This is a genomic window from Streptomyces sp. NPDC101237, assembly GCF_044767465.1.
Classification (GTDB): Bacteria; Actinomycetota; Actinomycetes; order Streptomycetales; family Streptomycetaceae; genus Streptomyces; species Streptomyces gramineus.
In genome coordinates this window covers 1-12,653 of sequence record NZ_JBIWNY010000059.1, presented here as the reverse complement: position 1 = coordinate 12,653, position 12,653 = coordinate 1, and the positions used below count along the sequence as shown (strand labels likewise).

Annotated in this window: 17 protein-coding genes and 1 pseudogene; 6 read left to right on the top strand and 12 right to left on the bottom strand. The window is 69.3% G+C overall.

What is annotated here, in order from left to right; genetic code table 11:
* The first annotated feature begins 809 nt into the window (after positions 1 to 809).
* From ACIRQ9_RS40080 to ACIRQ9_RS40070, 3 genes are all read left to right on the top strand, one after another.
* A complete protein-coding gene (locus ACIRQ9_RS40080) occupies positions 810 to 1,070 on the top strand; it encodes a hypothetical protein (RefSeq protein ID WP_404185639.1) in 261 nt (86 codons plus the stop codon).
* A 413-nt stretch (positions 1,071 to 1,483) separates the two neighbouring features.
* Positions 1,484 to 1,642 (top strand): DUF5994 family protein, encoded by a 159-nt coding sequence (locus ACIRQ9_RS40075; RefSeq protein WP_404185637.1) that lies wholly within the window; start codon positions 1,484 to 1,486, stop codon positions 1,640 to 1,642.
* A 978-nt stretch (positions 1,643 to 2,620) separates the two neighbouring features.
* A complete protein-coding gene (locus ACIRQ9_RS40070) occupies positions 2,621 to 2,827 on the top strand; it encodes a cold-shock protein (protein WP_067116135.1) in 207 nt (68 codons plus the stop codon).
* A gap of 247 nt (positions 2,828 to 3,074) precedes the next feature.
* Here the strand turns inward: ACIRQ9_RS40070 and ACIRQ9_RS40065 are convergent, their stop codons facing one another.
* The 7 genes and pseudogenes from ACIRQ9_RS40065 to ACIRQ9_RS40035 all read right to left on the bottom strand — a co-directional run bounded on the left by ACIRQ9_RS40065 (position 3,075) and on the right by ACIRQ9_RS40035 (position 7,947).
* The gene (locus ACIRQ9_RS40065; RefSeq protein WP_404185642.1) at positions 3,075 to 3,908 is read right to left on the bottom strand and encodes a helix-turn-helix transcriptional regulator; all 834 of its coding nucleotides are present in this window, start codon (positions 3,906 to 3,908) and stop codon (positions 3,075 to 3,077) included.
* Entirely contained in the window at positions 3,896 to 4,039 is a 144-nt protein-coding gene (locus ACIRQ9_RS40060) for a hypothetical protein (RefSeq protein WP_404185645.1), read from the bottom strand. Before ACIRQ9_RS40060 ends, ACIRQ9_RS40065 begins: the two co-directional genes overlap by 13 nt.
* A gap of 313 nt (positions 4,040 to 4,352) precedes the next feature.
* Entirely contained in the window at positions 4,353 to 4,508 is a 156-nt protein-coding gene (locus tag ACIRQ9_RS40055; protein ID WP_404185635.1) for a hypothetical protein, read from the bottom strand.
* Positions 4,509 to 5,114: 606 nt separating this feature from the next.
* Positions 5,115 to 5,423, bottom strand: coding sequence for an SCO5918 family protein (locus ACIRQ9_RS40050; RefSeq protein ID WP_404185633.1), 309 nt, complete (start codon positions 5,421 to 5,423; stop codon positions 5,115 to 5,117).
* A gap of 169 nt (positions 5,424 to 5,592) precedes the next feature.
* Positions 5,593 to 5,787 (bottom strand): CBS domain-containing protein, encoded by a 195-nt coding sequence (locus tag ACIRQ9_RS40045; protein WP_404185631.1) that lies wholly within the window; start codon positions 5,785 to 5,787, stop codon positions 5,593 to 5,595.
* Positions 5,788 to 5,932: 145 nt separating this feature from the next.
* A pseudogene (locus tag ACIRQ9_RS40040) lies at positions 5,933 to 7,447 on the bottom strand (DEAD/DEAH box helicase).
* Between the two features lie 296 nt (positions 7,448 to 7,743).
* Positions 7,744 to 7,947: a cold-shock protein gene (locus ACIRQ9_RS40035; protein ID WP_404185629.1), complete on the bottom strand. Its 204-nt coding sequence runs from the start codon at positions 7,945 to 7,947 to the stop codon at positions 7,744 to 7,746.
* A 472-nt stretch (positions 7,948 to 8,419) separates the two neighbouring features.
* On the opposite strand from ACIRQ9_RS40035, the gene ACIRQ9_RS40030 reads away from it, so the two are divergent.
* Positions 8,420 to 8,818, top strand: a complete 399-nt coding sequence (locus ACIRQ9_RS40030) for an ATP-binding protein (protein ID WP_404185626.1) — start codon at positions 8,420 to 8,422, stop codon at positions 8,816 to 8,818.
* 256 nt (positions 8,819 to 9,074) lie between these two features.
* Complete coding sequence (locus ACIRQ9_RS40025) at positions 9,075 to 9,794, top strand: DinB family protein (RefSeq protein WP_404185623.1); 720 nt, start codon at positions 9,075 to 9,077, stop codon at positions 9,792 to 9,794.
* Between the two features lie 107 nt (positions 9,795 to 9,901).
* Here the strand turns inward: ACIRQ9_RS40025 and ACIRQ9_RS40020 are convergent, their stop codons facing one another.
* The 3 genes from ACIRQ9_RS40020 to ACIRQ9_RS40010 all read right to left on the bottom strand — a co-directional run bounded on the left by ACIRQ9_RS40020 (position 9,902) and on the right by ACIRQ9_RS40010 (position 11,329).
* Entirely contained in the window at positions 9,902 to 10,342 is a 441-nt protein-coding gene (locus ACIRQ9_RS40020; protein ID WP_404185620.1) for a DUF2267 domain-containing protein, read from the bottom strand.
* A gap of 57 nt (positions 10,343 to 10,399) precedes the next feature.
* The gene (locus ACIRQ9_RS40015; protein WP_404185617.1) at positions 10,400 to 10,795 is read right to left on the bottom strand and encodes a DUF2267 domain-containing protein; all 396 of its coding nucleotides are present in this window, start codon (positions 10,793 to 10,795) and stop codon (positions 10,400 to 10,402) included.
* A 102-nt stretch (positions 10,796 to 10,897) separates the two neighbouring features.
* On the bottom strand, positions 10,898 to 11,329 hold the full coding sequence (locus ACIRQ9_RS40010; RefSeq protein WP_404185614.1) for an Hsp20/alpha crystallin family protein: 432 nt from the start codon (positions 11,327 to 11,329) through the stop codon (positions 10,898 to 10,900).
* A 128-nt stretch (positions 11,330 to 11,457) separates the two neighbouring features.
* On the opposite strand from ACIRQ9_RS40010, the gene ACIRQ9_RS40005 reads away from it, so the two are divergent.
* Entirely contained in the window at positions 11,458 to 12,087 is a 630-nt protein-coding gene (locus ACIRQ9_RS40005; protein WP_404185612.1) for a type III effector protein, read from the top strand.
* On the opposite strand, the gene ACIRQ9_RS40000 is transcribed toward ACIRQ9_RS40005, so the two are convergent.
* Together ACIRQ9_RS40000 and ACIRQ9_RS39995 are read right to left on the bottom strand one after the other, a co-directional pair.
* The gene (locus ACIRQ9_RS40000) at positions 12,074 to 12,277 is read right to left on the bottom strand and encodes a hypothetical protein (protein WP_404185609.1); all 204 of its coding nucleotides are present in this window, start codon (positions 12,275 to 12,277) and stop codon (positions 12,074 to 12,076) included. The genes ACIRQ9_RS40005 and ACIRQ9_RS40000 overlap by 14 nt on opposite strands.
* A gap of 49 nt (positions 12,278 to 12,326) precedes the next feature.
* Positions 12,327 to 12,653, bottom strand: a 327-nt coding sequence (locus tag ACIRQ9_RS39995; RefSeq protein WP_404185515.1) for a MerR family transcriptional regulator, incomplete at its 5' end; no start/stop codon positions are given.

Here is a 12,653-nt window from a genome sequence, read left to right as displayed (position 1 = left end):
TGGCTACGAAGACGACACTAAGCCTACGACCACCCAATGTCTACTACAGCCACGACAGCTTTCCTCCACGCAAGGTCCCTCCCGTTCTGCCCCAGGCACTCCAGGAAGAGTGCCGACTCCAACGGGCGCCCCCGCTTCCCGTACAGCAGTCCTCGCTGAGATCGGCCCGGAACAGCACAGTCGTGTGCCGTCTGCGGCTTGGCGTCACCCCCGGGGCGGGAAGGCGGCACGCGCCTCGTCCCACCCCCAGGGGCCGCCACCGGAGGACTCCGCTTACCAGTCGCCCAGCTCCCGCAGCCGGTCCTCGACCTGGCGGCGTGTCCACGGACGGAGATGTCGACTCGCGGGGCGTGGATCCCCTCTCCCCCTCTCCCCCTTTGCCCGGCCCCCCTCCTCCGCGTTCCCGCCCTGCGCGACGCCGACGGAGACACGGGAAGGTTCGAGGTCGTCGGGAGGAGGATGCGTGCGCTCATGGATCGGACCCTGCCGCGGGCGGGCCAATCCCCACCCGGCATCGCTGATCGCCAAGAGCGGTACCGGCGTCGAAGTCGGTGCGCGGCATGCCCTCGGAGTCACCTCCGTGCTCGCGGCCCGGCCGCCACGGTGGAGCGGAGGACCGCGGCGACTGCGACATTCCCTTCCGGAAGAGTTACGGCATTCCGCGAGGGGGCGGTCGTGGCACGCGGGTCCCGCGCTCGGCATACCCTTCAGCAGGGGGCCCGTGGTCACGCGCCGCAAGCCCGCACCGTCGACGGGAGCCAGCCTGCGACCCCGGTCGCGGTCGTACTCTCACCTGCCAGGAGGTCCGCATGAAGCACGAGCCTGTTCCCACCGAAGGCCACGCCGAGGTTCGCATCGTGGCCGCGACGCCAGAGGTCGCTCGGCGCGTCGCGGAAGTGCTCCGACGCTGCTTCGCCTCGACCGAACAGCGCAGCTATCCCGCGGACCACGCAGGAGGGACCCGGCTCCACATCACCCTCGACACCGCTCAGGCGGCGGAACCCGCACAGTCCTGGCTCGCGACCAGCACCTCGACAGAACAGACACAGGCACACTCCGACGAGGTGTGACCCGGATTCTCGCGATCCGCCATCACCTGCATCTCCCACACGGCCGTCAGAGCGGGAGAACGACAGCTGCGACGAAACTCTGCCGACGCAAGACCGACCGGGGCGGTGGGCGGTCCTGCGGTGCCTGTAACGGGCCGTCGAGCGCAACCGCCCGCAGGTCAACGGATCGGTGCTGCCCGATGACGACCTCTCCGCCGCCTGCGCCTGTCTGACCGACGACGGCCTGATCGGCGTGGACTGGACATCGCATCACCCTCGCCGAGAGCTTTTCGCGCAGCGCGGTCAGCGGTGCCGTTCCCGGCGGAGTGACGAATCGGGCAGTCGCCTGGACGGCTCCCGGACCGGACCGCACGATGGAACCCAGCCGAACGCCGTCCGAGGGCGCTTCCTCGGCAGACCCGCACACGTAGCGCATGCCCACGCCCCGCTCGGCCCTCACCCCGGGCGTCAGCCATGGCCCGTTGGACGGGGCCTGGTGGCCACTCCGCGATCCGCTGGAGCTGGAACCTCCCCCGCTCGTAGAGCTGTTGGAACCGGATCTGGACACGTGCTCCCCCACTGCAGCATCCTGACGCCACTGTGTGGTGCCTGGTAAGACTGCCGCGCCCGGAACGGCCGGCTGCGCATCGTCCGCGGCGGCCGCAGGAGGGACCTGGTCTTTTGCCGCACCGGTCTCCTCGACCGTTTCCCCACGTACGCCAGCGCACAGGACGCTTGGGAAGGACGAACGACCGATCCGGTCGCGGCGAACCCAGGCCTGCGAACCGCGTGACCGTCCCCCTCTTGGCGCCCGGACACGGGCGCTGGGACCTTGTGATCGTGCCGCCGGAGGCGACCGAGCGGGCCGCCGCATCGCTAGCGTTCGCAGCCGGTCTGACGGTGGAACCGCGCAGCTCCGCGAGATGAGCGCGGCGCGCGGGGAGAAGAGGAGGTCCGTCACGGCGAGCCCGCATCTCCGCTCCTGCCGAGGCCGGGTCGTCGCACGACACGGATGGCGCCGGGATCCTTCGGAGACCAGTGACCAGGCACACCGAAGCCCTCGCCGCGTCCCGATACCACTCCCGGCTGCCACCGGGCCGTCGAGGATGTCGGACCGCTCGCTCCTGTGCCTTCGGAGAGCGGCCACCGCCTGTACGGCCACCGGCAGTTGCGCAATGCCGCCACCACCCGTGGACTGGTCGACCAGCGCACCCCGCCGAGGCCGCGTGCCGCATCCTTTCACTTGAGGACCATCTCGACGACGCCCTGCATCCGAAACGGGAAAGACACCGGAGCCGGCGAGTACGGCACAGATACCTAGTCCCGCCGCTACAGAAATCCACCCTGGCGCGAGAGGCAATTTACCGGACGCCGCTGAATACATATGACCGCCCCGCCCGACCTGTGTTAACGTGAGACTTGTTGCAGTTTCGGTTGCCAAAGATTTTCTCTTTACAGAGCTTTCCGGGTTCTTTACAGAGCTTTCCGGTTATTTCCGGAGGGGTAATCATCGCGGCGACTCGGCTTCGCAGAGTGCGGAGTCCGGCACTGCCCCTCAAGGGAGATTTGATATGGCATCTGGCACCGTGAAGTGGTTCAACGCGGAAAAGGGCTTCGGCTTCATCGAGCAGGATGGTGGCGGCGCTGACGTGTTCGCGCACTACTCGAACATCATCAGCAACGGTGGCTTCCGCGAGCTTCAGGAAGGCCAGAAGGTAAGCTTCGACGTCACGCAGGGCCAGAAGGGCCCGCAGGCTGAGAACATCGTTCCCGCCTGACACTTGCACGACTCGTCGCGAGCCAGTGGTTCGCACGTGATGTGGCTGGGGTCCGCGCCTTGAGGCGCGGGCCCCAGCTCATTTATTTACCGCTTCCGGATCTCCCGGACCGCCGGCCGTCGCCCGCTCCACCGTGGCGAGGCCCGGATTTTCCCTCAGACCCATTCCTGCGAATCCTCGTGTGACCATCGCCGCCAGACAGAATTCCTCGATACGCGAGGAGAATTCTTCAAGAACCGCTGCCCCGTCAGACCCGCACCGCTTCCGCCAGCCGCCTCCGGCAGGCAGGGACGGGCAACCGGGAACCGTCCGGGGGTCGGACGATGGACCGGCCAGGGATTGCACTCCGCCCCGGTTCGCCCCCCCGTGGGCGGCCCGTCGACAGGCAGACGAGTGCGTTGCGCCACGGCGCCGAGGTCGTCGTGACACCGAGGCTCGGTTGTCGTTCAGAGTCCTGCTGGACGGTGATCCGGCGCGCGGCTGGCCTCGACTCGTACGTGAACTGAGGTTCGCTGACGAGAGGGTGCCGGTAGTGCCGGGTGCCGCGGGTGTGGCGCAGCACGCGGCGATCGTTCCACCAGGTGCCGAACTCCGTTGATTTCAGGTTCAGTTCGCCGATCGGGTCGGCCAGTCGGCGATGCCCGGGACAGCGGCCCGCCTCCAGGCGCAGCATGGCCACGGTCTCGCACGCAACCTGCTCCCAGCCACCGACGCGTTCGCGGGCCTGGGGGTCAACGAAGGAGTAGCGGGCCAGATTCCGGCACGGGACGGGCAGTGCGTCGAAGTCGGTGAGGACGGCGCGGGCCAGCCGGTTGGAGGTCAGGACGTCGGTCGGGCGCCCGATGACATAGGCCGGCATGTGGTCCAGGGTCCGCGGCAGCAGGTGCAGTCCCTGGCGGACCCGCTGCGGACTGACCGGCGCCCGGCGCGCGCCGGGGCGGACCAGGAGGTCGGTGAGGTGCTCGCCTTCTGTGGCGTCCAGGCGCAGCGCACGAGCCAGGGCATCAGCCACCTCGGGTGAGGGGCGCGCGGCCCGGCCCTGTTCGAGGTGGGTGTAGTACTCGGTGCTCACACCCGCCAGCCGGGCGGCTTCCTCGCGGCGCAGAACCGGGACACGGCGGTGCGCCCGTCGGCGGGCAGCCCGGCCGACTCGGGGCTGATCCATGCCCGGGGGGCGCGCAGGAAGTCGGCGATCTCGCGGCTGCGGTCCATCCACCCAGTCCGAACTGCGCGCAGACCGTTCGCCTCCCTGCGGGTAGTCCTGCCAGCACCCGCCTTGGCAGAGCCCTTTTCCAGCCGTCTGCGACCGGTCTCGCGGTGGTGTTCTGGAATCAGACGCTCGCACGTCTGGCCGGCGCTCCCGCACTGCCGCATGACGCCCGAATCCGGAGATTCACCGAGGAGGCTGCCGGAAGAAGGATGCCGGCGGCGAGCGTAGTGAGGAGCGCCGGATCGAGCTGTCCCCAACCGCCGTTGTCCGCTCTGCGCCACCTCGAGAGCCTGCTCCAGATTCTCTCTCGCGGCCCTAGCTTTTGGGCAGGCCGGCCCACACGCGTGCGGCCATCTCATCAGCCTCGTCCTGCGGGGTCCCCGCCTGCACCAGGATGATCCCGCGGGACTGGTCCGGGAATGTGACTTCCCGCATCTCCGTTCCCAGCGAGCCCATCGACTTGTCCGACATAACGGCCTCCTTTCGACTGCTACCGCCCAGGTTAAAGAGGGAACACGCACAAAACGGGGACCCTCCACCCGACGGCCTACAACGCTGGTGTCGAAACAGGCCAACATCCTTCTCGAACAAAAAGGGATGCAGGCTGTCGCCCTCAGCCACTCTCCATGTCGGCGGGCGATGCCCGTACGCGGGAACGGCTTGGGCGGCGCGGCGCGCAAGGTGGTGTTCAGCCGCACCTGCGACCGCTGGACCCGTGGCCGGCACGCTCTGGACAGCGGCGTTCGTCAACGCGGTGGTCGCTATGCACCCAGAGGCCGAACCCGGGACGACTGGGCCCGGTGGAGAGTTCCTCGCCCTGCACCTCCCAGGCCGATCTGGGCGGCGGGGCGCAGTCGGCCGCGACGACCAGGCGCTCAAGGATGTGGGGGCGTCCTGGTGCGGCTGTGGACCCGGAACCGGGCGGACGTGTCACTCGGAACGGGGCACGGGTCGACGGCGACCGGGTCGGCGAAGGTGAATCCCTGGTCGGCGGCATGACGCCCACCTGATGAACGAGGAAACCGCGCTCCACGAGGCGTTCCCTCGCGAGCGGGAACCGCATCGGCGGCTTCCGAGTCAGGCTGACACAGGGGCGCCGGGCATCATGGAAGGCCGCCGGAGCGGATCGACGACCCTCGCGGTCGCGGCCTTGGGAAGGGTGCGGCAGGTGAAGCCGAGCTGGGTCATGGCCCGCAGGACCTCGCCCGCGGTGAAGTCGCGCGGATCTTGCCGAGTGACAAGCCGGCCCACCTGTTTGGCCGGGTAGGTACGGCGGCCGACGATCACGCAGTCGCCGACGACAGGCTCGGGCTTGACGCCCTTCATCGTTTCCAGCACGCCGTTCCTGGTCAGGTCGAACGGGAAGCGAGCGATGACACAGCGCATGATGCCTCACAGGAAGAGGGGGAAAGGAAGAGCGGCCGGAACCCGACCGCGGGCAGCACGGTTGAGCGGGAGAGGGAGAGGACGCCCCAAGATGTCGCTGCGGCCGTCGACAACGGGCAGGGCCGCGAGCTGCCGGTGGCGCGTCGTCCGCTCGGGGCGGTGACCGCGGTCAGTGGGTGGCGAAGGCTGCCCTGTCGCCGACGATGTCGCGCAGGCGGACCTGGTCGGTGTACACGCCACTGTCCCGCACGGCGGTGAGCCGGGCCCGGGTGACGATGCCTGTGCAGCGGGCGTCCTCGTCGCAGACGAGGAGGTGCGCCGTGCGAGCGGCGGCCATGACGGACAGCGCCACCTCGACCGTCATCGCCTCCCAGACCTGAGGCCCGGCCTCATATACAGGATCGGCCGCGCTCCGCACGGCGTTGCCGCTTGTGGTTCGGGACTGCATCCGGACCAGCGTCATGACATGCCTCCTGCACAGGTGGATGAGCTTCCGGGTCACGTGGTTCTCAGGCCGAGGTGGCGTAGGCGGGACGGCGCAGGCCGCCGCGCCGGGCGGCCGAGGCGGGACCGCGGCGGCCTCGGGAGGAGGAGGTGCGCTTGGGGCGTTCGGACATCGGCGCCGTGATGGTGACCGGGATGCCGGAGGGGGCCTGGGCGCCGGTGATCCGGTTCAGCTCCGCTTCACCCGAGCGGACCTGGGTGGTCTCGGGCACGATACCGGCGTCCCGCATGAGGCGGTTCATGCCACGGCGCTGCTGGGGTGTGACCAGGGTGACGACGCTTCCGGACTGGCCGGCTCGCGCGGTCCGGCCGCCGCGGTGGAGGTAGTCCTTGTGGTCGGTCGGCGGGTCCACGTTGACGACGAGGTCGAGGTGGTCGACGTGGATGCCACGCGCCGCGACGTTCGTTGCGACCGGGACGGTCACCTGCCCGGTCTTGAACTGCGCGAGTGTGCGAGTGCGCTGTGGCTGAGACTTCCCGCCGTGCAGGGCGGCCGCCCGGACACCGGAGCCGAGGAGTTCTTAGGTGAGGCGGTCCACGGCGTGCTTGGTGTCCAGGAACAGGATCACCCGGCCCTCGCGCGCCGCGATCTCCGTCGTCAGCCGCTGCTTGTCGGGGCCGGCCACGTGCAGGACGTGGTGCTTCATCGTGGAAACGGCGCCCTGGGAGGGGTCCACGGAGTGGACGACGGGGTCGTGGAGGTAGCGGCGGACCAACAGGTCGACGTTGCGGTCCAAAGTCGCGGAGAACAGCATCCGCTGGCCCCCGGGGCGTACTTGGTCCAGAAGTCCGGTGACCTGCGGCAGAAAGCCCATGTCGGCCATCTGGTCGGCCTCGTCCAGGACCGTGACCGCGACCTCGTCCAGCCGGCAGTCGCCCCGGTCGATGAGATCCTGCAGACGGCCGGGGGTGGCGACGACGACTTCGGCGCCGTCGCGCAGCGCGTTCGCCTGCCGGCCGACCGGCATCCCGCCGACGACGGCGGCCAGGCGCAGCCGCACGGCGCGGGCGTACGGGGTGAGCGCGTCGGTGACCTGTTGCGCAAGCTCCCTGGTGGGGACAAGGACGAGCGCAAGCGGCCGACGGGGCTCGGCGCGCCGGCCGGCGGTGCGGGCCAGCAGGGCCAGACCGAAGGCGAGGGTCTTGCCGGAACCGGTGCGGCCACGGCCCAGCACGTCACGGCCCGCCAACGAGTTCGGCAGCGTCGCCCCCTGGATCGGGAACGGCACGGACACGCCCTGCGCGGTGAGCGCCGCGTGCAGGGTCCTGGGCATCTCCAGGCCGGAGAACACCTCGACGGCGGGGAGGGCCGGGGTGATCGTCTTCGGCAGGGCGAACTCCCCCCGCACCGCGGCGGACCGCGGGCCCAGACCGTCGGAGCTACGGGGAGCTCCCGAGCGGCCCGGGGCGGACGACGAACCGAAGCGGCTGCCCCGGGTCGACCCGGCCCCGGAGCCGAAAACGGGAGCGCCGGACCGGCTGGTCCGGGAGGAGCGGCTGTTCGTACGTGTGGGGTTCATGCAGAACCTTCCTTGAAACGGCACGCGTCGGAAAATCCCCGCGCGTAAGCAGCCGGGGTAATCACAGGCACAGACCGAATGAAATTCAGAGCGAATTCAGCGCACGGCAAATCCGTGTCGACGCGACATAAAGAGGATGTCCGAAAAATGATCTAGGCATCGAGGGGCAGGGCTCCAAGAGGGAGCCGCACCCCTCAGCGTCGTGTTCCGGCAGGAGAAATCACCGCGGAAAACACGTGCAGCTGGGGCCCGCACCCCAAGGGATGCGGGCCCCAGCTGCAAGATACGCGTCAGCGTCAGACGGTGACGATGTTCTCAGCAGTCAGACCCTTCTGGCCCTGCGCAATGTCGAAGGTGACCTTCTGGCCCTCCTGAAGCTCACGGAAGCCCTGGGCGGCAATGTTCGAGAAGTGGGCGAACACGTCAGCGCCGCCACCGTCCTGCTCGATGAAGCCGAAGCCCTTTTCCGCGTTGAACCACTTCACGGTGCCAGCAGCCATGTCATGTCTCCCTAGGGCAGTACACCGGAACCCGTACCCTACGGACGCCGTGTCGCCGCCATGATGCCCTGCCCGGAAGATGACCGGAAATACAAAGCGCTCCGCGCGGCCCATGGCCGACAGCAGGCGCTCGAAGTTTTTTGGGTACCAAAACTGCAACTAGGACCGACAGTAGCACGCCGACAGCGGGTAGTGCGCGTTAAATAATTTTCCCGGGCCGGCGGCGCTGAAGAGGCACTCCATCTCGACCAGGAAATTTTCGCTCCGCCGTGACAGATATCCGTGCGCCCCAGCACACCCCGTCCGGGCCGGTTACCTGGCCTGCGCGACAGATTTCCGCGGGGTGGCGGTGAGGCATGATTTCCGGGGTAGCAGGGTGGATGCTGCCCAGCGCTTCGGAAGTGAAGGCGGGTCCTTGAACACTGCTGCCCAGAATGAGGGTCGGGAGCCGCCTGGCGACCGCCCGATCGCGATGTCCGTCGCGCTTGAGGACAGCACCGAGATCGCCGATGCGAGGGCCCTGGCACGCCGCTTCCTCACCACCGTGCAGGCGCAGCACGCACTGCCGGTGTCAGCCCGGGCAATGGGCATGGCGCAGCTGGTCGTGAGCGAGCTGGTCACCAACGCCCGCAAATACGCACCCGGCCCGTGCCTGCTCGAGTTGGAGATCAGCGAGGGCGCCGTCCACATCAGCGTGTGGGACAGCAGCACCACACAGCCCTCGATCCAGGCACCCGACCCGCACCGGATCGGTCAGCACGGCCTGGAGATCGTCATGACAGTCTCCCAGACCTTCTGCGTCCACCGAGAGCCAGTCGGCAAACGGATCACCGCGACCCTCTCCCTCACCGACGATCCCGCGACACCGTAGGCAAGCCAGATGAAGCCTCCAGCGCGACGCCGTGCAGGCCGCCCCCTCTCCTCCCCGGCCGCACGGCGGGCCCACGTCCTGCGCCGGCGGCGCCCCGGCAGTTCGAGCGGAGCCGGCCAAGTGCCGGCGGTGCGCCGGTCGGGCTCGTGATCGAGGAACTGCGGCAGGTGCAGGGTCTGCCCTTGTACGGCGGAATTCGGTCGCGTGTCCAGCCTGTGGTCGGTAGCTTCGGGCAAACTCGCGAGGGGAGCCAGGTGTGGAGACAGGCGGCGCTCGGACGGATCGGCTGGGGATACTGCTGGAGCAGTTCGACCAGGTCAGGGAGGCGGCCCGGGTACGGCTGTCAGGGCTCGGCGACGAGGAGTACCTGTGGGAGCCGGCCCCCGGCTGCTGGTCGATTCGGAGGCGGGACGAGGCTGAGACACCGCGGGCGTTCGGACCCGGCAAGTGGGTGATGGACCTCGGGGCCCCCGAAATCCCGGGGAGCGAGTACGCCGAGGTGGCGCGGCAGGTTGCCGGCGGGATGACCGTCGAGAAGATCGCCGAGGACTGGAGCGTGAGTGTCGAGCGGGTCCGGGAGGTCCTCGCCCACACCGGCACACCCGAGCCCGACGTGGCGCCGGTGACGACCATCGCCTGGCGGCTCGGGCACCTGCATCAGCAGTTCGCCGGGGCATGGGAGTGGACCTTCGGTGAGCGGCGGCGGGACCCGAAGCTGATGGTCGACTTCAGCCCCTCCGCCGCGGTGGCGGTCGAGACGTTCTGGTCGTCGGTCGACCGCTGGCGCGACAGCGTCGCCACAGTCACCGAGGAGCAGCTCGACACGGTCGGTTTCTCTACCTACCCGTACAGCAATGACGACGAGTACCCCTACGTCAACGTGCTGGCGGGGGCCAACATCGAGTTCATCCACCACATGGCCGAGATCGCGCTGCTGCGCGACCTGTGGCGCTTCCGGTCCGGGACGGCCGGCTGAGCGCCGGTCGGCGTGTCGCTTTCCCGTGTCCGAACTCGCCGTCCGGAATGTCGAACAGCATCGTGGGCACGACCCAGTGTCGCCGCGCCCGCCCTTCACCGGCGTGTCTAGGCGGCTTGGGTGAGTTCGGCACGGCCGAACAGCAGGGCGTAGCCGCCAGGCAGGTGGTTGAGGATGCGGGTGATCAGGTCAGGGCCGGCGTGCGCGGCGACGACGGAGAAGACCGAGCCTGTGTCCCATCGGGTGGTGGCCAGGGAGCCACCGGTGCGGGCGGCGAGATCCTTGACGAAACCCCACCCGGTGAGGGGGTGGAGGGCGGGGATCTGCAGGGTCAGCACGCGTGCCGCTTCCAGGGGCAGGCAGGCGGCCAGGTCGACGCGTTCGTCGCCGGTCAGCTGGCGTCCCAGTCCGGCAAGGACGAGGCGGACCGCTTCCTCTGCTCGCTCGCGCGTGGGGTAGGCGCCCTCGTAGCGGACCTTTTCCAGCATCTGTTCATACGCCGTCGAGTACGGCTGCTGGTGTTCGGCCGGTACACGCACGTCGGTCATCACTGCTGTGCAATGCCTTTCGTAGAGGGGTGCGGGTGTATGGCACCGAGAGAGGGGTCAGGTGGGCTGGGGGCGGCCGAAGAGAAGGTCGTAGCCGGCGGGGAGCTGGAGCAGTATCTGGCCCAGGAGGTCCTCGCCGGCCGCGTCGGCGACCGTGGACAGCACTGCGCTGACGTCCCAGGTCGCGGTCTGCTCGGTGGCGCCCTCGATCCAGGCCGCGGTCGCCCGCACGAACCGCTCCGGGGACAGTGGTTCGGCGCTCTGCAGAGGGTTGAGCAGGATCAGGGCGAATCCCTCCGGGAGACGCGCCGCCAGGTGGGCGCGGACCTCGCCGACCAGATGCGCGCCGAGCAGGGCGAGTACGACACGTGCCGCGCGCTCGGCTTCCTCCGCAGTGCCGTACTCCCCGCGCTCCCTTACGTGGTCGAGGAACGCCTCACGTCGCAGAGTCATCTCGCTGCCGCCCCTTCTCGCGTCGTCGGTCTGCCCACGGGGTGCGGAGAACGGGGTGAAGGGAAGCTCAGGTGCCCGTCCTCCGCACCTGTCCGGCCGGTGTCAGCCGGAGATCTCCTTGCGTCCGCCCCCGACGCCGATGGAGATCCTGCGCGGCTTGGCGCGCTCGGCGATCGGGATGCGCAGGGTCAGCACGCCGGCGTCGTAGTCGGCCTCGATGTGCTCGGTGTCGAGGGTGTCGGCGAGCACGAGCTGGCGGGAGAAGACGCCCAGCGGCCGCTCGGACAGTTCCATCTGCACGTCGTCGGCCTTCGCCGCCGGACGCCGCTCGGCCTTGACGGTGAGCATGTTCCGCTCGACGTCGATGTCGATCGCGTCGGCTGTGACGCCGGGGATGTCGAAGGCCACCACGTACTCGTCGCCCTCGCGGTAGGCGTCCATCGGCATCGCCGACGGCTTCGACCAGGTGCCCGGGCCCATCAGCTGCTGCGCCAGCCGGTCCAGCTCACGGAAGGGGTCAGTGCGCATCAACATCGTGAAAACACCTCCAGCAGGTTCAGGCAGTTACTGCCAATGCGCCTCACTGAGACCGTTGTAGCATGTCATCCAATGGATGACAAACACGATGTCGTCAATGCGATGACGACCCCACGGAGGTGTCCGTGACCGCACACGACCAGCCGGCCCCCACGGATTTCGATGCCCACAGCCCCTCATCGTTCCTCGCCGCAGCGGCGGCCCTCGAAGCCATAGACGGCGCCCTGCGTCACGCCCAGCACGAGACCCCCGACCCCCTCGGCGCCGGGCCGGCCCCGGAGCAGGCCCTCGCCTCGCTGATGCTGCTGCGGCAGGTACGTGAGCGGCTCGCCGGATGGGAGAGCGGCCTGATCGAAACGGCCCGCAACGCGGGTGCCAGCTGGGCCGACCTCGCCTCTCCCCTGGGCGTCGCCAGCCGTCAGGCCGCCGAGCGCCGCTACCTGCGCGGCCGCCCCGGCCCGGCCGGAACCACCGGCGAACAGCGCGTGACGGCCACTCGCCAGGCCCGGGCCGCCGACCGCAACACCGCCACCTGGGCCCGCGATCACGCGGCCGACCTGCGCCGCCTCGCCGGACAGATCGCCTCCCTCACCGACCTTCCCTCCGCCGCCCGCCGTCCGCTCCATGAACTTCACGCGGCCCTCTCCCACAACGACCCCGCCGAACTCATCCGACCCCTGGCCGCCACCCGTCCCCACCTGGCCGCCGCCCACCCCGACCTCGCCGACCGACTCGACACCCTCACTCCCCCCTGATCCGCCGGACGCCGTCCGGGGTCGGGGTGCCGGCCACCCTGATCGTGCCGGTGATCCTCGGTGTGGACGAGCGCGCGAACGAGTTGCTCACCTGGGTCGCCTGCAGCACCCCCGCGACGATCCCCGAGGAGATGCGGGCGGGCGACACGGACACGATCGAGCGCTTGGCCGACTCGCGCGTGCGCACCATCCTGGGGCGTTCTCAGCGGCGGCCAACTGCCCCTGTTCCGGATCTCTGATCAGGCTGATGTGTTCGGCTGAGGCTTGCCGCCCTCGGCGCGCAGTTGGTCGTTGATGCGCAGCGCCTCTTCGAGTTGGTCTTCGAGGATCACGATGCGGCAGGCGGCCTCCACACCGGTGCCCTGGTCGACGAGTTCCCGGGCCCGGGCCGCGATGCGCAGCTGGTAACGGGAGTAGCGGCGATGACCGCCCTCGGACCGCAGCGGGGTGATCAAGCGATGTTCACCCAGAACACGGAGGAACGCCGGGGTCGTACCGAGCATCTCCGCGGCACGGCCCATCGTGTACGCGGGGTAGTCATCATCGTCGAGAGGATCGACGGGAAG

Bases quoted from the DNA above. Each gene is read 5' to 3' on its own strand.
- ACIRQ9_RS40080 (WP_404185639.1), top strand. From the start codon at position 810: ATGAAGCACGAGCCTGTTCCCACCGAAGGCCACGCCGAGGTTCGCATC.
- ACIRQ9_RS40075 (WP_404185637.1), top strand. From the start codon at position 1,484: ATGCCCACGCCCCGCTCGGCCCTCACCCCGGGCGTCAGCCATGGCCCG.
- ACIRQ9_RS40070 (WP_067116135.1), top strand. From the start codon at position 2,621: ATGGCATCTGGCACCGTGAAGTGGTTCAACGCGGAAAAGGGCTTCGGC.
- ACIRQ9_RS40060 (WP_404185645.1), bottom strand. From the start codon at position 4,039: ATGGACCGCAGCCGCGAGATCGCCGACTTCCTGCGCGCCCCCCGGGCA.
- ACIRQ9_RS40055 (WP_404185635.1), bottom strand. From the start codon at position 4,508: ATGTCGGACAAGTCGATGGGCTCGCTGGGAACGGAGATGCGGGAAGTC.
- ACIRQ9_RS40050 (WP_404185633.1), bottom strand. From the start codon at position 5,423: ATGCGCTGTGTCATCGCTCGCTTCCCGTTCGACCTGACCAGGAACGGC.
- ACIRQ9_RS40045 (WP_404185631.1), bottom strand. From the start codon at position 5,787: ATGACGGTCGAGGTGGCGCTGTCCGTCATGGCCGCCGCTCGCACGGCG.
- ACIRQ9_RS40035 (WP_404185629.1), bottom strand. From the start codon at position 7,947: ATGGCTGCTGGCACCGTGAAGTGGTTCAACGCGGAAAAGGGCTTCGGC.
- ACIRQ9_RS40030 (WP_404185626.1), top strand. From the start codon at position 8,420: ATGTCCGTCGCGCTTGAGGACAGCACCGAGATCGCCGATGCGAGGGCC.
- ACIRQ9_RS40020 (WP_404185620.1), bottom strand. From the start codon at position 10,342: ATGACCGACGTGCGTGTACCGGCCGAACACCAGCAGCCGTACTCGACG.
- ACIRQ9_RS40015 (WP_404185617.1), bottom strand. From the start codon at position 10,795: ATGACTCTGCGACGTGAGGCGTTCCTCGACCACGTAAGGGAGCGCGGG.
- ACIRQ9_RS40010 (WP_404185614.1), bottom strand. From the start codon at position 11,329: ATGTTGATGCGCACTGACCCCTTCCGTGAGCTGGACCGGCTGGCGCAG.
- ACIRQ9_RS40000 (WP_404185609.1), bottom strand. From the start codon at position 12,277: ATGGTGCGCACGCGCGAGTCGGCCAAGCGCTCGATCGTGTCCGTGTCG.